We start from the raw sequence: 15,706 nt of genomic DNA on the forward strand, positions 1-15,706 counted from the left end.
CTGCAACAGCCCGGAATCGGGTCCTCGGCGTCGAAACGGGCGGGTGCGCTGGAGCACATCGCGAAATCGACCGGTCAAAGCCAAGAAGAGGATCTGTATCCGAGTGTTTCCGGAAACAAAATGCCCCGTCGCGCGGGGGGCGGACGGGGCTTCAGTTTGTCGGTGAACGTTCCCAGGACCAACCAGGAAGCTTCGAGGTTTAATAAATCCTACCGGCCGGCGCCCCGCAAGCCCGCTCGCGATCCCGCGAGCGGTTAACATTAATTTACGGCCGTTCCCGCCGATGCCCCGGCCCGCGGCCGCGGGCTGTGCCGCAGATCTCGTGCGATCCGGTCCCGTATCGCAGAGGGTCTGGACGCGTCCGCGCAATTGCGCCGCGCCTATTCGCGATGCCGGTCGCGGATCCGCGCAGATGAAGCCTGCGTCCGGTCCCGCCCGAGTCTTGATCCGGCGCCGCCGGGTCTTGTCGCCCGGCCGGCGCCGGATCGATGTCCTGGGGAGCGGCAGATCTCGCGGGGGAACGGCGCCGGCGCGGCGCCGTTCCCCCGGCCTGTGGAGAAGACGCCGCCACGGCCGGGCGGCGCGGCCGTCGCGGCTTTTCCGGCGCGCCGGGGGCCCTATGTGCCGGCCTCGTCGTCGGTGGAGATCTCAGGAGACGCGCATGCACCCCGTCGCGCTGCCTTCGATGCCGGCCCTCCGGGTCCGGATGGACGGTGTCGGCCCCGCGCCGGCCGGGAGGCCTCGATGACCGACACGCCGGCCCCGTATCTCGCGGTGGCGTTCCTCTCGGCGCTGTTCCTGCTGGTGGCCGGGCTGCAGGCGGAAGGCCTCCTGTGGTGACGCCCCCGGTCCGCATCGGTCGCGCCGCCGCGCGGCCGTCCGGCCCGGTCGCCGGCGGGGGCGGCACTTGACGCGTCCGCGCGTGTAGCCCGCCGATGTTCGGCTTCTCCCTCAGCGCCACCGAACCGGACAGCATCGCCCACATCATCCAGGTGGCGCTCGCGCCCGCCTTCCTGCTCTCGGCGCTGGCGACGCTGCTCAACGTGTTCTCGACCCGCCTCGGCCGGATCTCCGACAAGGTCGACAGCCTCTCGGCGGAGGCCGCCCGGGCGACGGACGCCGAGGCCGCTCGCCTCGCCCGCCGCCTGACCTTCCTGCGACGGCGCTCCTTCGTGCTGGACGTGGCGGTGGTCCTGGCCTCGCTGGCGGGCGGCCTGATCGGTCTGGCCGTGCTCACGCTGTTCGTCGGCGCGCTGCGCGATGCGGCGACCGCGTCCGTCCTGTTCGCCTGCTTCGGGGCGGCGCTGGTCTGCACCGTCGCGGCGATCGCGGCGTTCATGACCGAGATCCTCATGGCCGGCCGCGGCGTCCGCGACGCGGTCGACCGCCAGAAGGACGCGGTGTCGACGCCGCGGTGAAGCCCTCGAAGCGCCCGGTCCTCCCGGTGATCGCGGGGGCGATCCTGCGGCGCCCGCTCGGGCGCGCCCGCGGTGCCGGTAGGGCGATCGGGGCCGAACCGGCGGCGATTTCGATTGCGGCGCCCGGGAACCGGGCCTTAGTCTGCCGGTGGCCTGATTCCGCCGCCGGCCGCGCCCGAGTGTTCCGCCATGAGCATCGCGATCCTGATTGCCTTCGTCGCCGGCGCACTCTGCCTCGGAATCCTGTCCGCGCTCATCCCGTTCGGGCGGCGCGAGGCCGAGGAACCGGACGAGGCGCTCCCGTACGAGGACGAGTTCCTCGACCTCGGTGGCCCGGTGATCGATCTGGAGCCGCGCCACCTCACCTGACCGGAACCTACCGGGAGGCGGATCCCGCGGTGCCGGGCGTCGCGGCGTCCTGCCGGGCCGACCAGACGACGCGCCCGGCGGCATCCCGCAGGGCCGCCGAGCCCGCGCGGCCGGCACGCAGCGTCGCGAAGCGGGCCTTCGCGGCGGCGACCGCCGCCTCCTCGAGGGGGCCGGCAATCTGCTCGTCGTGGATGATGATGCCGCCAGCGCTCTCGCGGTGGATCATGCATTGCAGCCGGTAGGGCGCGGTGGTCCCGGGCGGAGCCATCGCGATGTCCCGTCCGGTCACGGGGCCGGCCCTGTGCCGGTTCGGATGGCGGGCACGCCGCGAAACATCCGGCCCTCCTCGGTTCGACGCGTCGAGCGCGATCCATACCAGATTCGTCCGGCCCGGGGCGATCTCGCGCTGTGCCTCGCGCGGTGGTGCCTCGCGCGGTGGTGCCTCACGCGTTTGCCCCGAGCGCCCCCGTGGGCCGCCCGCGCGGCGTGCGCGGGCGGCCGTCGTCCGGCGGTCGGAGCCGCCCGCGCTCCGCTCAGGCCGCCTCGCCCTCCGCGTCGTCGGCGTCCAGGATCGTCTCCAGGTCGCCCACGAGCGCGTCGAGCTGGTCGGCGGTCGCGACGAGCTTGAGCTTCGTGCCGTCCTGCGCCTCGACCGCGATCTCGATGTGGTCGGCCACCTTCGCGGCCAGGGCCTGCTTCACCGTGTAGGTCGTCACGTTTGACGTGTCGGCGGACTTGTCGGCCATGCTGATCTCCTGAGTGGCTGCGGGCAACGCGGGGAGACCGGGATCGGCGGTGCGGCAGAAGCTCGCGACCGTGGCCGACACCCCCAGCGGGGCGTGTTCGACCGCGGCTAGCCGCGCCTGCGCGTGGAGCGCTCGACCACGCGCTGCCGGTGCGTCGGAACCTCCGGCAGCCGGGCGAATCCCGCCGGGGCGCGGTCCCGGGCCGCCGCGGGACGCGGTGCGGGCAGAAGCTCCGGGGGGGACCGGGGTGTCTCGACGACGACCGCCTCCAGCACGATGGGCCGCCTCGCCGGCGCGGGCCGCACCGGGCGCTCCGACCGGGCCGCGAGGGTCCCGAGGGCCCAGAGCCCGAGGCAGAACAGGCCGATCAGGATCCCGTCCCGGGACGGCTCGGTCCGGCACATCAGGATCCCGGTGCCGGTGAGGGCGGCCGCGGCCGCGAACAGGCGCGGGGTCGGATCGGCGGAACGCATGCGGCACCTTCGGTGCGGCGCCCCTAGGGACGCGTGAACGGCGTCGCTCCAATTGTCCGCACCACCCGGTTCTCCCCGCTTCTCGCCACTTCTCCCCGGTCCACACCGGTTCAGGCGGCCGGGACGGGCTGGGCGGCCCGGGGGACGCGTCTCAGCCCGCCAGGCTGGACGGGGCCTGCCAGGCGACGCCGGGATGCTCGCGGATGTCCCCGGCCCGGGATCCGGTATCGGCGTCGCTCGTCCAGTCGCCGGGCTCGGCGACGTGGGCGATCTCGGCCTCCGGATAGGCGGCCGACAGGAACAGGCGCGCCTCGCCCTCGGCCTCGGCCCGGACCGTCACGAGCGGCCGCTCGCCGCCCCCGTCGCGCACCTGCGCGATGAACAGCTTGGTCATGGTCTCCCTCCGGATGGGTCCGCCGGCGCGGCGGGATCAGGCCCGCAGTTCCTCGACGTGGAGGCCGCCGGCCCGCAGGTGGTCCGGGATCCGGGTGCGGTCGCGGAAGCCGGCGGCGCGCGCCATCGCGTCGAGGGCCGCCAGGGGATCGAGCGCAGCGCCGCTCCAGAGAACCGCGCCCGTCGCCGCCTGCATGATCCGGAACACCTTCACGCCACGCCCCCGGTCTCGACCCTCGGACAAGCTCGGGGGAGTCGCGGGTGTTCCCGACGAACGGCCGTCGGCGGCTGCGGCCGATTCGCGCCGGCTCTGCCCCGGCGGGAACGGGGGCGCCGGGCGGCGGTTCTCCAGCCAACGCCGGCACGAGCCGGCACGGCGAGAACCCACGTCGAGAACCCGATCGGGATACAAGGAGAGCCATGACCAGCCGCACCGTCCAGTCCGCCCTGCTCGCCCTCGCCCTCGTCGCCGGGAGCGCCGGGATGGCCGCCGCGCAGAGCACCCCCAACGGCAACACCTCGTCCCCCGGCGCTCCCGCGGGCGACAACAGCACCGGCAACGGCGCCACCGGCAGCGGCGCGGCCCCGAGCGGCCGGTAACGGTCGGTTAACCGTCAGGATCGAAGCCCTCGATCCTCACAACCGTGCAACTCTCCGTCCCGCGGCCACCCGGCCTGCGGGACGTTCTGTTTCCGGGCCCTTGCCGATCCCTTGCCGGGCCCTTGCCGACCCCGCCGGGACGGGGCGCGGCCCAGAGTCCGGTGATTGGAACGGAGTGCCACTTTTCTGGGCAGGCAGAATCGCCATACTGTCGGCGTGACCGGGCCGCGCCCGGTCGGGACCGACACGGGCGATGCGACCGAAACCGATCCTGGAGCTCACGGGCGAGAGCCCGGGCCCTCGTCAGGCCGACGACTGGCGCGACGCCGTCGCGCCGTTCTGGGATTTCACGATCCGCCGGGAGGACCTGTCCGATTTCCGCGGGCAGTCCCGGGTCCGGCACCTCGGCACCGCGATCGTCTGCAGCGCCCGCGCCTCCGGGCTCGAGTTCGTGCGCGCGCGGGCCCTGACCGCCCGGATGGGCGTCGATCACATCGTCGCCCACATGCGCGTCTCCGGGCAGTCGAGGGTCACGATCGGCGGCCGGGAGCGGGACTGCGCCCCCGGCGACATCTGCCTGTTCGACCTGTCGCAGCCGCTCTCCGCGGCCTCCACGGATTACGAGGCGATCACGGTGGTGCTGCCGCGCCCGCTCTTCGGAGCCCGGCAGAGCGCCCTCGACGCCCTGCACGGGTCGGTGATCCGGGGCGCGACCCCGTTCGGCCGGATGCTCAACGACCACCTGCGCTCCCTGAGCGCGCACGCGACGGGGTTCTCGGAGCCGGAGGCCGCGGCGGCGGCCGAGGCCACGGCCGCGCTGCTCGGGGCGGCGACCCTGGGCCTGCCGCAGGACGAGGGCGGCACGCAGCCGCCCGAGCGGGCGCCGCTGCTCGTCGCGATCCGGCGCTTCGTCGAGGCCGAGCTCGCCTCCGCGGACCTGTCCGCCGAGACGATCGGGCTGCGGTTCGGCGTCTCGCGCAGCGCCCTCTACCGGCTGTTCGTCCCCCTCGGCGGCGTGTCCGGCTACATCCGGCAGCGCCGGCTCGCCCGCGCCTATCGCGACCTCGCCGCCGGCGACGGGCGCTTCGCCCGCATCTCCGAGGTGGCGTATCGCTGGCGCTTCGAGAGCCCCGCGCACTTCACCCAGGCCTTCCGCGCCGAGTTCGGCTGCGCCCCCCGGGATGTCCGCGCCCAGGCTGCGGCCGAGCCCGCCCGGTCCACGGCCGCGGAGCCGCCGGCCCAGGCCGAGACCTGGACCGACTTCTACCAGTGGGTCCTCAAGCTGGCGGCCTGAGCGGGTCCGGGGCCGGAACCCGGACCTTGTGCCCCCGGCGTCGGATGGACCATAAGGGCCGCGATGACCTTCGAGGTTCGGCATAGGCGCCCGGCCGGGGCGCGGCGCTGGTGGGCGCTCGTCGCCCGCACGCTCGCGCTCGTCCTGGCGCTGACCGTCGCCGCCCCGGGCGTCGGCCTCGCGGCGGATCTCGCCTTCCACGCGGGCGGCCATCACGACCGGAGCCAGGGCCCGGCCCTCGACGCGCCGGCGGCCCCCGCGACCGTCGATCCCGGCCTCTCGGAGCACCTCCATTGCGGCTGCCATCAGGCGGCCCGCCTGGAGGCGACCGAGATCGCGCCCCCGGCCGCCCCGGGCCGGTTGCGGCCGGGCGCCCTCGCCCAGGGCCGCCCCTCCGTGAGTCCCGACCGGCTGCCGCGGCCCCCGCGCGCCTGAGCTGACGCCGCCCGCGGGCGGCGCTCCGCCCGGATTCCGAACAGGCTCCGGGTTCGCCCTCACGTGTCACCTGAACGGGACCTCCCGGGACCGCCGCGCGCGGCACCCCGCCGTCCCGGCCGAGCAGCTTCCCCATGCGCATCGTCCCGTCCGTGGCCGCCGCCGCGGCACTTCTGGCCGCCGGCTTCGCCCTCGGCTCCGCCGTTCCCGCCGTCCCCACCCTGCCCGACCGTCTCCGGCAGACCCTCGCGGCCGCCGGGCTCGCCCGCCCTCCGGCCGACGATCCCGATCATCGCGCCGCGGCCGCCGCGCCGGGCCGGCCGGAGGCCGCGCCCGATCCGCACGCGGGCGACGATCACGCCGACCACGGCCACGCGCACGACCACGCGCACGGCCACGCGCACGGCGCCGACGAGGCCCACGAGCGGGGCACGATCCGGATGCGGCCCGACCAAGTCGCCGGCCAGGACATCGTCACGCGGACGGTCGGGGGCGGCACGCTGGCGCGCCACCTCCTCGTCCCCGGCACGATCACGCCCGACACCGACCGGATCGCCCGGGTCCCGGCCCGGGTGGTCGGGACCGTGGCCGAGATGCGCAAGCGCCTCGGCGACGCCGTGCAGACGAACGAGGTCGTCGCCATCCTCGACAGCCGCGAGGTCGCCGACGCCAAGAGCGAGTACCTCACCGCCCAGGTCCAGGCCGAGCTGCAGACGATCAACTTCGAGCGCCAGCAGAAGCTGCTCGCCTCGCGCAGCGCCTCGGAGGCGGCCTTCGAGACCGCCCGCGCCGCCTATCTGGAGAACCGGCTCCGGGTCGACCTCGCCCGCCAGAAGCTGTCGGCGCTCGGCCTCGACGCCGCCGAGGTGGCGGCCGCGCAGAAGCGCGACGAGGCCACGCCGAACCAGTCGACCCTGCGCCGCTACCCCCTGCGGGCGCCGCTCGCCGGGCGCATCGTCGAGCGCAAGGTCGATGTCGGAACGGCGGTCGGCAAGGAGGGCGATCCGGCCGACCTCTACACGGTGGCCGACCTCTCCACGGTCTGGATCGAGCTGTCGGTGCCGACCCTCGACCTCGCCCAGGTGCGGGAGGGCGCCCGCGTGACGGTCACGCCCGGCCGGACGGGCGAGGCGGAGCGCCGGGCCGAGGGCCGGGTGATCTTCGTCAGCCCCTTCCTCAACCCCGACACGCGCTCGGCCCGCGTGGTGGTCGCCCTGCCGAATCCCGACCTCGCGTGGCGGCCCGGCACCTTCGTGACCGCCGAAGTCGAGATCGCGCAGGACGCGGTCCCGGTCCGGATCCCCAAGGCGGCCGTCCAGACCATCGAGGGCCGGAGCGCCGTCTTCGTGCGCACGGCCGAGGGGTTCGAGAAGCGGCCGGTCACCCTCGGCCGGTCCGACGACGAGGCCTACGAGGTCACCGCCGGGCTCGAGCCCGGCGCCGAGATCGCGGTCGGCAACGCGTTCCTGCTGAAGGCCGAGCTCGGCAAGGCCGACGCCGGCCACGACCACTGAGGAGACGGACGATGATCAGCCGCATCCTCGCCGTCTCGGTCCGCCAGCGCTGGCTGGTGCTGCTCCTCGTGCTGCTGGCCTCGGGGTTCGGCGCCGCCGCGCTCACGCGGCTGCCCATCGACGCGGTGCCCGACATCACCAACAACCAGGTCCAGATCAACACCCTGGCCCCGTCCCTGTCGCCGGCCGACGTCGAGCGGCAGGTCACCTACCCGGTCGAGACGGCCCTCGCCGGCATCAAGGGCCTCGAGTACACCCGCTCGCTCTCGCGCAACGGCTTCTCGCAGATCACCGCGGTCTTCGCCGAGTCCCTCGACATCTACTTCGCCCGCCAGCAGGTCGCCGAGCGCATCGCCCAGGTGCGGGAGGACCTGCCCTCCGGGGTCGAGCCGCGGATGGGCCCGATCTCCACGGGCCTCGGCGAGATCTACATGTGGTCCGTCCAGTACGCGCCGCTGCCTGAGCGCGCGACCGTGCCGGCGGGCCGGCCGGGCTGGCAGCCGGACGGGAGCTACCGGACCCCGGAGGGCCAGGCGCTCAGGACGGAGCTGGAGCAGGTCGCCTACCTGCGCACGGTGCAGGACTGGATCGTGCGGCCGCAGATCAAGTCCGTCCCGGGCGTCGCCGGCGTCGACGGGATCGGCGGCTTCGAGAAGCAGTACCACGTCCAGCCGGACCCCACGAAGCTGACCGCCCTCGACCTCTCGTTCGCGGACGTCGCCCGGGCGCTCCAGGCCAACAATTCCAACCAGGGCGCCCGCTACCTGGAGGATAACGGCGAGAGCTACGTGGTCCGCGCCGCCGGCCGCCTGGAGAGCCCGGAGGCGATCGCCGACGTCGTGGTGGCCAGCCGCGGCGGCGTGCCGGTGCGGATCCGCGACGTCGCCACGGTGCGGATCGGGCGCGACCTGCGCACCGGCTCGGCGAGCGAGAACGGGCAGGAGACCGTGATCGGCACCGCCCTGATGCGGATCGGCGAGAACAGCCGCACGGTGTCGGCCGCCGTCGACGCCCGCATGGACCAGATCCGGCGGGCCCTGCCCCCCGGCATCGTCGTCCAGACCGTCCTCGACCGGACGCGGCTCGTCGAGGCCACGATCCGCACGGTGGGCCGGAACCTCGCGGAGGGCGCGGCCCTCGTGATCGTCGTCCTGTTCCTGCTGCTCGGCAACATCCGGGCGGCGCTGATCGCCGCGCTGGTCATCCCGGTCGCCATGCTGATGACCGTGACCGGCATGGTCGAGGGCAGGATCTCGGCCAACCTGATGAGCCTCGGAGCGCTGGATTTCGGGCTCATCGTCGACGGGGCGGTGATCATCACGGAGAACGCGCTCCGCCACCTCGCCGAGCGGCAGCGCAAGATCGGGCGGCCGCTCGTGCTGGAGGAGCGCCTGGAGACGGTGCGGGACTCGGCCGAGGAGATGATCAAGCCGTCCCTCTACGGGCAGGCGATCATCATGCTGGTCTACGTCCCGCTCCTGACCTTCACGGGGGTCGAGGGCAAGATGTTCCAGCCGATGGCGCTGACCGTCATCCTCGCCCTGGCGGCGGCCTTCGTGCTTTCGCTGACCTTCGTGCCGGCCCTGATCGCCGTCGCCCTCACCGGCCGGGTCACCGAGGCGGAGAACCCCCTCGTCCGGGGCCTGAAGGCGGTCTACCGGCCCGTCCTCGCCGCGGCGATCCGGACGCCCACCCCGTTCGTCGGGGCGGCGCTGCTCCTCCTCGCGGGCGCCGGCCTGCTCGCCACCCGGCTCGGGACCGAGTTCATCCCGCAGCTCGACGAGAAGAGCATCGCCCTCAACGCCACCCGGATCCCGTCCACCTCCCTCACCCAGTCGCAGGCGATGCAGCTCAAGGTGGAGCGGGTGATCGCCAAGTTCCCGCAGGTCGCCTACGTGTTCTCGAAGACCGGCACCGCCGAGGTCGCCACCGACCCGATGCCGCCGAATTCCTCCGACACCTTCGTGATGCTGAAGCCGCAGGCCGAGTGGCCTGACCCGGGCCTGTCGAAGGCCGAACTGCAGGAGCAGATCGAGGCGTCCTTGAGCGAGCTCGCCGGCAACGTCTACGAGTTCTCCCAGCCGATCCAGCTGCGCTTCAACGAGCTGCTCGCCGGGACCCGGGGCGACCTCGCCGTGAAGGTGTTCGGCGACGCCTTCGAGCCGATGCTGGAGACCGCCAACAGGATCGCCGCGATCCTGCGCGGGATCCCGGGGGCCGACGACGTGAAGGTCGAGCAGATCGCCGGCCTGCCGGTCTTCGAGATCCGGATCGACCGGACCGAGGCGGCCCGGCTCGGCCTCAGCACGGGGGCGATCCAGGACGTGATCGGCGCCGCCATGGGCGGCCGGGACGCCGGGGTCGTGTTCGAGGGCGACCGGCGCGTGCCGATCGTCGTGCGCCTGACCGACCAGGTCCGCGAGGACCGGGAGGCCCTGGAGAACCTGCCCGTCCCCCTCCCCCCGGGCGCGAACGGCCGGGCCGCCTCCGTGCTCCTGCGGCAGGTGGCGCAGTTCTCGGTGAGCGAGGGCCCGAACCAGATCAGCCGCGAGAACGGCCGGCGCCGGGTCGTGGTCACCGCCAATGTCCGCGGGCGCGACATCGGCTCGCTGGTGGCGGAGGCGCAGGGGAAGGTCGCCGCGCAGGTGACCCTGCCGCCGGGCGCCTCCGTGACCTGGGGCGGCCAGTTCGAGAACCTCGCCTCGGCTCAGGCGCGGCTCACCGTGGTGGTGCCGGTGTGCTTCTTCCTGATCTTCCTGCTGCTCACCTCGGCGCTGGGCAGCGCGCGGGACGCGCTCCTGGTGTTCAGCGCGGTGCCGCTGGCGCTCACCGGCGGCCTCGCGGCCCTGTGGCTGCGGGGGATGCCGCTCTCGGTGCCGGCCGCGGTGGGCTTCATCGCCCTCTCGGGCGTCGCGGTCCTGAACGGCCTCGTGATGCTGACCTTCATCAAGCAGCTCGTCGCCGAGGGGCGGCCGCTGCGGGCGGCGATCCGCGAGGGCGCCCTCACCCGGCTGCGGCCGGTGGCGATGACCGCGCTGGTCGCCTCCCTGGGCTTCGTGCCGATGGCGCTCGCCACCGGCACCGGCGCCGAGGTGCAGCGGCCGCTCGCCACCGTGGTGATCGGCGGCCTGATCAGCGCGACGCTCCTGACCCTGGTGGTGCTGCCCGCGCTCTACGCGCGGTTCGGGCGCGCCGGACCCGCCGTCCGGAGCGCGGTCGGGGCCGAGCCGCTGACGGACCGTGCGGCCTGACGGCGCCCGCGCCGCCGCCGCGCCCTTCGTCAGGCGGGGAGGATCTGCAGCATCCCGCCGACCATCCCGAGGGCCCCGATGCCGATCAGCCCCACGGCGATGTAGAGCCGCATCCGGCTCTCGTCGGCAGGCGATGACGGGCGGGTGTCTTCGGGCAAGTCGAACCAATCCATCGGGTGAGCGCAGCCGGTCGGGTGGGCGGGAGGCGCCGCCCTAGGCCAGCCCGATGACGACGGGATGACGGCGGGGTGACGGCGGCCCCGCGCCCGGCGGCTGCGGCTTCACCAGCAGCGCGCACCGCCTCGGCGAGCGCGTGGACGGTGTCGCCCTCCTGGGGCGGTCCGGCTCTTCCAGCGAGTCGACCCTCATGACCGGGGCCACGCGGTGGGCGGTGCCGACCGGCTCCACCTCGACCCGGGCCATCACATCTCCGCGCTCGATCGCCGTCACCGTGGCGGGGATGTCGTTGCGCGCGCCGTGTCTCCGGGGGCTTTCCGCGTTGCGCAGCCCGTTCGGCCGCCGTCCAGGCCGATCGATGCCGGGACCCGGCATCGATCGCGACGCCGGGGCCAGGACCTGATCAGCGACGGCCCGAGGCTCCGGCCGAGCCGGCGTCGCTGCCGCCCGGCTGGAAGCCGGCCGCGTTCGGCGGCCCCTTCATCCGGCCATCCTGCTTCGGCATCTCCGAGCCCGGAGATCCGGTCGTGGTGCCCGTCGTCTCGCCCTTGCCCGTCTCGCCCTTGCCCGTCTCGCCCTTGCCCGTCTCGCCCTTGCCCGTGTAGCCGGCCGCGTTGGGCGAGCCCTGCATCCGGGGACCGGTATTCTCCGCGGCCGTGGCGGCCGCGCCCGTTGCCAGGAGGCCGGCGACGGTCAGGCTGATCAACGTCTTCATGTGCGAACCCTCGAACGTTTCCCCAGGCCGCCTCTTCGGGCGTATCGGGGCAACGCGGCCGGACGGATCCCGTTCACGCCACCGGGATCGGTCCGGCGCGGGCGGCGCGTTGCGGGACAATACTTGCTGCGATGCGATAATTCCGCGTCGAAGCGGGCGGGGGCGCATTTCTATGGCGATGTATTGATTTATGTTCGCGCTCGCGCGGGCACGCACAATTGCAATCCGTTGCAGAACCTGTTTAGATATTCATTCGCGTTGCATTTCATCATTGTGACTGAATTCGCTTGCGGCCTATCGGGCTCCGCGAGGAGGTCGAACATGTACGCTTTGGCTAAGACTGGAGAGAGAACCGATTGGGAGCTGGTCGTCGTCTTCGGCGGATGGATCGTCTTCGAGGTCGCGATCCTGACGCTGTGCTTGGTGTCGATGTAGGCCGTCTTCGGGACTAGCCCGATCCTGATCGTCCGCCGGATCGCCCGGACCGGTGAATGCCCGCGGCCGGGCCGCCAATGCTTGGCGACGGGATCGCGGATAGGCGGAACCGCTTGAGAGACCCGCGCGTGCCGGGGCATGATCTGCCGATCGCAGGACACGTCGACCGAGTCGGCGCGACGGCAGGGGCGGGTGCATGGCGAAGGCGGTGCGGGCGGGCGGCGATCGCGAGGCGCGTCAGAGACCCCCGGCCGAGGCCGTCCACGCCGCGGAGCTCGCGCGCCTGCGCGCCGAGGATACGGCGCCGCGGCCGCCCGGCTGGCAGCTCTCGCTCCAGGCCGTCCGGCGCTTCATCTGCGGCGACGGCGCGACCCCCGCCAAGGTGGTCTGCGCCCCGGCCCTGGTGGAGCGGGCCATGGTCACCCTCGCCACCTCCCGCGCCCTCCTGCTGATCGGCGAGCCCGGGACCGCCAAGAGCCTGCTCTCGGAACTCCTCGCGGCCGCGATCAGCGGGTGCTCGACCCTGACGATCCAGGGCGGCGCGTCGCTGACCGAGGACCAGATCCGCTACGGCTGGAACTACGCGCTGCTCGTCGCCGAGGGGCCGAGCCCGCGCGCCCTGGTGCCGGGCGCCCTCCACACCGGCCTCAGCGAGGGGCGGATCGTCCGCTTCGAGGAGCTGACCCGCTGCCCGCTGGAGGTGCAGGACAGCCTGCTCTCGGTCCTGTCCGACCGGGTGCTCTCCGTGCCCGAACTCACCGGCGCGGACGGGATGGTCTACGCCCGGGAGGGCTTCAACCTGATCGCCACGGCCAACACCCGCGACCGGGGCGTCAACGAGATGTCGGCGGCCCTCAAGCGCCGGTTCGGCTTCGAGACCGTGTTCCCGATCGCCGATCTCGAGGCCGAGCTCGCCCTGGTGCAGCGCGAGGCCACCGCGCTGCTCGCCCGCTCCGGCGTGCCCCGCGGCCCGGATCCGGAGGTGCTCGAACTGCTCGTGACCTGCTTCCGGGAGCTGCGTGAGGCCGTGGACACGGAGGGCACCGGCATGGAGCGGCTCTCGTCCGTGATGAGCACCGCGGAGGCGGTCAGCGTCGCCCACGCCATCGGCGTGAAGGCCCACTTTCTGCGGGGCGACGCCGGCCAGCCGGAGGACATCGTCGCCTGCCTCGCCGGCACCGCCGCCAAGGACGACGCCGAGGATCTCGCCCGCCTGCGCCGCTACCTCGACCAGCGCGTCAGCCGCCGCTCCGGCGCGGCGTGGCGCGCGTTCTACGCGGCGCGGCACCTCCTCACCCCGCAATGAACCCCGCAATGAGCGGTCCCGCGCCGGATCCCGGCCGCCTGACCGTCATCGGCGTGCGCCACCATTCCCCGGCCTGCGCCGGGCTCGTCCGGCGCACGATCGCGGCCCTGCGGCCGGCCTGCGTGCTGATCGAGGGGCCGGTCGACTTCAACCCGCACCTGCCCGACCTCGCCCTCGGCCACGACCTGCCGGTGGCGATCTTCTCGTTCCGGGCCGACGCGGCGGGCAGCGCCGCCTCCTACACGCCGTTCTGCGCCTTCTCGCCGGAATGGCAGGCCCTGGAGGCGGGCCGGGCGGTGGGCGCCGAGACGCTGTTCTGCGACCTGCCGGCCTGGGATCCGGCCTTCGGGCGCCGCGCCAACCGCTACGCCGACCCGCACGGGGCCCGCGCGGAGGCGGCCGAGCGGGCGCTCGCCGCCGCCCTCGGCGTCGCCGACCAGGACGCCCTCTGGGACGTCCTCGCGGAGGCGGCGCCCGAGGCGGAGCTGCCGGCCCGGCTCGACCGCTACTTCGCCCTGCTGCGCCCGCCGGGCACGGACGATCCCGCCGAGGAGGCCCGCGAGCGCTTCATGGGCGCCTACGCGGCCCACGCCCTGCGGGCGGCCGGCGACCGGCCGGTCGTCCTCGTCTGCGGCGGCTGGCACGCGGACGCCGTCCGGCGCCACGCCGCGCGGGCGGACGGGACCCGGCCCGAGCCGGCGCCGCCGGGGCCGGACCTGCGCACCGGCAGCTACGTGGTGCCCTACGCCTATCCCCGGCTCGACCGGTTCTCGGGCTACGCGGCCGGCATGCCGGCGCCGGGCTACTACGAGCGCGTCGCCTCCGCCGGCCTCGCCCCCGCGGCCGACTGGGCGATGACGGCGATCACCGCGGCCCTGCGCGAGGCCGGGCAGGTCGTCTCCACCGCCGACCGCGTCGCCTGGCGGGTCCACGCCGAGGCCCTCGCCCGGCTGCGCGCCCATCCCGCGATCCTGCGCGCCGACCTGATCGACGCGGCCCTCGCCGCCCTGGTGAAGGACGCCCTCGACCGCCCGCCCGCCTGGGCGGCCGGCGGCGCCGCGCCCGGCCACCCCGCGCTCGCCGCGATGCTCCGTGCGCTCACCGGCCGGCGCGAGGGACGCCTCGCCCCCGGCACCCGGCAGCCGCCCCTCGTGGCCGACGTCGCCGAGCGCCTGCGCGCCGCCGACCTGGAGCCGGGGCCTGTGCGCCGCCACGTCGACCTCGACTGGGCCGAGCCGGCCGACCGGGCGCGGGCGCACCTGCTGCACCGGCTGGTGCTGCTCGGGCTGCCGGGGATCGCCCGCGAGGGGCCGGACCGGGCCGAGCCCGGCCTGCCGCGGGAGCGCTTCACGCTCGCGCGCCACCCGCACTGGCTCGGCGCCCTGATCGAGGCCTCGCTCTGGGGCGGGACCCTGGAGATGGCCGCCTCCGCCCGGATCACCGCCCGGGTCGAGGCGGCGCCCGACGCCCTCGACGTCCTCACCCGGGCCCTGTCCGACGCGCTGTTCGCCGGCCTCACCCTGGAGGGCGAGCTGCTGGCCCGCCTCAGTGCGGGCATCGCGGCGGCGCACGACGCCGCGGCCCTGGGCGCCGCCGGGGCCGGGATCGTGCGGCTGTACCGGTTCGGCGACGCCTTCGCGCCGGCGCGGCCGGCCCTCGCCCGCCTCTGCGCCGTCCTGGCGGCCCGGGCGCTCTTCGTTCTCGAGGGCATCCGCGAGCCGCGCGCGGGGCTCGGCGCCATCCCCCTGGTCCTCGCCTGCCGCGACCTGTTCCGCGAGGCCGGCGCGGAGGTGCCGGGCCTCGACGACCTGCGCGCGCCCTTCGCCGCCATGCTCGGCCGGCGCCTCGCCGACCCGGAGACGCCCCCGGCCCTCGCGGGGGCGGCGCTCGGCTTCCGGGTCGCCTGCGGCGCGGCCGGATCGGACCCGGAGGCCGCCCTCGCCCGGCTGCGCCGCTTCGGCCTGCCCGCGACGCTCGGCGACTTCCTCGCCGGCCTGTTCGCCCTCGCCCGCGAGGAGATCGCCGCCGACGCCACCCTGGCGTCCGTCGAGGGGCTGGTGGCGGCCTGGGGCGACGACGACTTCCTGCGGGCGCTGCCGTCCCTGCGGATGGCGTTCGCGTGGTTCCCGCCCCGGGAGCGCGAGCGCATCGCCGTCGCGATCCTGCGCCGGAGCGGCCTCGGCGCCGCCCGGGCCGAGGTCGAGGCCCTGGCCTGGATGCGCCAGCGCGCGCGCCCGGCCGATCAGGCCGAGGCCCTGGCCCGCGAGGCGCGGGTGGCCGCGCGGCTCGCCCGCTACGGGTTGACCTGAGACCCGACAAGGAAAATTTTACCGCCGCGCCACCGGGAGAGGACTGCATGCAGCGTTACGAGCTGACGGCGGGATCATCGGCGAAGTTCTGGGAGGCCGGAACCGAGGACAGCGTTCTCATCGTGAGATTCGGGCGGATCGGCACGCAGGGGCAGTCCAAGACCAAGCTCTTCCCGAGCGCGCAGGCGGCGCAGGCCGAGCGCGACCGGCTGGTGCGGGAGAAGACCGGCAAGGGCTATCGCCCGGCCGGCGACCCGGCGCCCGCCGGGCC

17 protein-coding genes are annotated in these 15,706 nt (G+C 74.5%); 10 read left to right on the forward strand and 7 right to left on the reverse strand.

What is annotated here, in order from left to right; genetic code table 11:
• The first annotated feature begins 935 nt into the window (after positions 1–935).
• Both ME121_RS30715 and ME121_RS30720 read left to right on the forward strand, forming a co-directional pair.
• Entirely contained in the window at positions 936–1,418 is a 483-nt protein-coding gene (locus ME121_RS30715; protein ID WP_024830556.1) for a DUF2721 domain-containing protein, read from the forward strand.
• Between the two features lie 189 nt (positions 1,419–1,607).
• On the forward strand, positions 1,608–1,787 hold the full coding sequence (locus ME121_RS30720) for a hypothetical protein (RefSeq protein WP_024830557.1): 180 nt from the start codon (positions 1,608–1,610) through the stop codon (positions 1,785–1,787).
• 7 nt (positions 1,788–1,794) lie between these two features.
• On the opposite strand, the gene ME121_RS30725 is transcribed toward ME121_RS30720, so the two are convergent.
• From ME121_RS30725 to ME121_RS34530, 5 genes are all read right to left on the reverse strand, one after another.
• On the reverse strand, positions 1,795–2,055 hold the full coding sequence (locus ME121_RS30725; RefSeq protein WP_059410170.1) for a hypothetical protein: 261 nt from the start codon (positions 2,053–2,055) through the stop codon (positions 1,795–1,797).
• Positions 2,056–2,320: 265 nt separating this feature from the next.
• A complete protein-coding gene (locus tag ME121_RS30730) occupies positions 2,321–2,533 on the reverse strand; it encodes a hypothetical protein (RefSeq protein ID WP_012318394.1) in 213 nt (70 codons plus the stop codon).
• 107 nt (positions 2,534–2,640) lie between these two features.
• Complete coding sequence (locus ME121_RS30735; RefSeq protein WP_024830558.1) at positions 2,641–3,006, reverse strand: hypothetical protein; 366 nt, start codon at positions 3,004–3,006, stop codon at positions 2,641–2,643.
• A gap of 151 nt (positions 3,007–3,157) precedes the next feature.
• Positions 3,158–3,400, reverse strand: coding sequence for a hypothetical protein (locus ME121_RS30740; RefSeq protein WP_012318392.1), 243 nt, complete (start codon positions 3,398–3,400; stop codon positions 3,158–3,160).
• Between the two features lie 36 nt (positions 3,401–3,436).
• Positions 3,437–3,613 carry a hypothetical protein gene (locus ME121_RS34530; RefSeq protein ID WP_165850988.1) on the reverse strand — a complete coding sequence of 59 codons (177 nt, stop codon included), beginning with the start codon at positions 3,611–3,613 and terminating at the stop codon, positions 3,437–3,439.
• 206 nt (positions 3,614–3,819) lie between these two features.
• Here ME121_RS34530 and ME121_RS30745 point away from each other — a divergent pair, with 206 nt between their 5' ends.
• The 5 genes from ME121_RS30745 to ME121_RS30765 all read left to right on the forward strand — a co-directional run bounded on the left by ME121_RS30745 (position 3,820) and on the right by ME121_RS30765 (position 10,493).
• Positions 3,820–3,999 (forward strand): hypothetical protein, encoded by a 180-nt coding sequence (locus ME121_RS30745; RefSeq protein ID WP_020095106.1) that lies wholly within the window; start codon positions 3,820–3,822, stop codon positions 3,997–3,999.
• A gap of 253 nt (positions 4,000–4,252) precedes the next feature.
• Positions 4,253–5,293 (forward strand): AraC family transcriptional regulator, encoded by a 1,041-nt coding sequence (locus ME121_RS30750; protein ID WP_059410166.1) that lies wholly within the window; start codon positions 4,253–4,255, stop codon positions 5,291–5,293.
• Between the two features lie 63 nt (positions 5,294–5,356).
• Positions 5,357–5,728 (forward strand): hypothetical protein, encoded by a 372-nt coding sequence (locus ME121_RS30755; RefSeq protein WP_053621391.1) that lies wholly within the window; start codon positions 5,357–5,359, stop codon positions 5,726–5,728.
• Positions 5,729–5,862: 134 nt separating this feature from the next.
• A complete protein-coding gene (locus tag ME121_RS30760) occupies positions 5,863–7,242 on the forward strand; it encodes an efflux RND transporter periplasmic adaptor subunit (RefSeq protein ID WP_059410167.1) in 1,380 nt (459 codons plus the stop codon).
• A gap of 11 nt (positions 7,243–7,253) precedes the next feature.
• The gene (locus ME121_RS30765) at positions 7,254–10,493 is read left to right on the forward strand and encodes an efflux RND transporter permease subunit (RefSeq protein WP_059410168.1); all 3,240 of its coding nucleotides are present in this window, start codon (positions 7,254–7,256) and stop codon (positions 10,491–10,493) included.
• Between the two features lie 29 nt (positions 10,494–10,522).
• On the opposite strand, the gene ME121_RS34535 is transcribed toward ME121_RS30765, so the two are convergent.
• Both ME121_RS34535 and ME121_RS30775 read right to left on the reverse strand, forming a co-directional pair.
• On the reverse strand, positions 10,523–10,651 hold the full coding sequence (locus ME121_RS34535) for a hypothetical protein (protein ID WP_280951380.1): 129 nt from the start codon (positions 10,649–10,651) through the stop codon (positions 10,523–10,525).
• 422 nt (positions 10,652–11,073) lie between these two features.
• Complete coding sequence (locus ME121_RS30775) at positions 11,074–11,385, reverse strand: hypothetical protein (protein ID WP_029360819.1); 312 nt, start codon at positions 11,383–11,385, stop codon at positions 11,074–11,076.
• Between the two features lie 631 nt (positions 11,386–12,016).
• Between ME121_RS30775 and ME121_RS30780 the strand changes: the two genes are divergently transcribed.
• The 3 genes from ME121_RS30780 to ME121_RS30790 form a co-directional block, all read left to right on the forward strand.
• A complete protein-coding gene (locus ME121_RS30780) occupies positions 12,017–13,126 on the forward strand; it encodes an ATP-binding protein (RefSeq protein ID WP_012318381.1) in 1,110 nt (369 codons plus the stop codon).
• Between the two features lie 8 nt (positions 13,127–13,134).
• Positions 13,135–15,435 (forward strand): DUF5682 family protein, encoded by a 2,301-nt coding sequence (locus ME121_RS30785; RefSeq protein ID WP_107645638.1) that lies wholly within the window; start codon positions 13,135–13,137, stop codon positions 15,433–15,435.
• A gap of 47 nt (positions 15,436–15,482) precedes the next feature.
• Positions 15,483–15,706 (forward strand): WGR domain-containing protein (locus ME121_RS30790; protein WP_491892919.1); only part of this gene is annotated, 224 nt, incomplete at its 3' end.

It is taken from the genome of Methylobacterium sp. ME121, assembly GCF_000974725.1.
Lineage (GTDB): Bacteria > Pseudomonadota > Alphaproteobacteria > Rhizobiales > Beijerinckiaceae > Methylobacterium > Methylobacterium radiotolerans.

What these genes read in the sequence shown, in the direction of transcription:
- ME121_RS30750 (WP_059410166.1), top strand. Translation starts at nt 4,253, where the DNA reads ATGCGACCGAAACCGATCCTGGAGCTCACGGGCGAGAGCCCGGGCCCT.
- ME121_RS30775 (WP_029360819.1), bottom strand. Translation starts at nt 11,385, where the DNA reads ATGAAGACGTTGATCAGCCTGACCGTCGCCGGCCTCCTGGCAACGGGC.
- ME121_RS30735 (WP_024830558.1), bottom strand. Translation starts at nt 3,006, where the DNA reads ATGCGTTCCGCCGATCCGACCCCGCGCCTGTTCGCGGCCGCGGCCGCC.
- ME121_RS30725 (WP_059410170.1), bottom strand. Translation starts at nt 2,055, where the DNA reads ATGGCTCCGCCCGGGACCACCGCGCCCTACCGGCTGCAATGCATGATC.
- ME121_RS30765 (WP_059410168.1), top strand. Translation starts at nt 7,254, where the DNA reads ATGATCAGCCGCATCCTCGCCGTCTCGGTCCGCCAGCGCTGGCTGGTG.
- ME121_RS30785 (WP_107645638.1), top strand. Translation starts at nt 13,135, where the DNA reads ATGAGCGGTCCCGCGCCGGATCCCGGCCGCCTGACCGTCATCGGCGTG.
- ME121_RS30755 (WP_053621391.1), top strand. Translation starts at nt 5,357, where the DNA reads ATGACCTTCGAGGTTCGGCATAGGCGCCCGGCCGGGGCGCGGCGCTGG.
- ME121_RS30720 (WP_024830557.1), top strand. Translation starts at nt 1,608, where the DNA reads ATGAGCATCGCGATCCTGATTGCCTTCGTCGCCGGCGCACTCTGCCTC.
- ME121_RS30715 (WP_024830556.1), top strand. Translation starts at nt 936, where the DNA reads ATGTTCGGCTTCTCCCTCAGCGCCACCGAACCGGACAGCATCGCCCAC.
- ME121_RS30760 (WP_059410167.1), top strand. Translation starts at nt 5,863, where the DNA reads ATGCGCATCGTCCCGTCCGTGGCCGCCGCCGCGGCACTTCTGGCCGCC.
- ME121_RS30780 (WP_012318381.1), top strand. Translation starts at nt 12,017, where the DNA reads ATGGCGAAGGCGGTGCGGGCGGGCGGCGATCGCGAGGCGCGTCAGAGA.
- ME121_RS30740 (WP_012318392.1), bottom strand. Translation starts at nt 3,400, where the DNA reads ATGACCAAGCTGTTCATCGCGCAGGTGCGCGACGGGGGCGGCGAGCGG.
- ME121_RS30745 (WP_020095106.1), top strand. Translation starts at nt 3,820, where the DNA reads ATGACCAGCCGCACCGTCCAGTCCGCCCTGCTCGCCCTCGCCCTCGTC.
- ME121_RS30730 (WP_012318394.1), bottom strand. Translation starts at nt 2,533, where the DNA reads ATGGCCGACAAGTCCGCCGACACGTCAAACGTGACGACCTACACGGTG.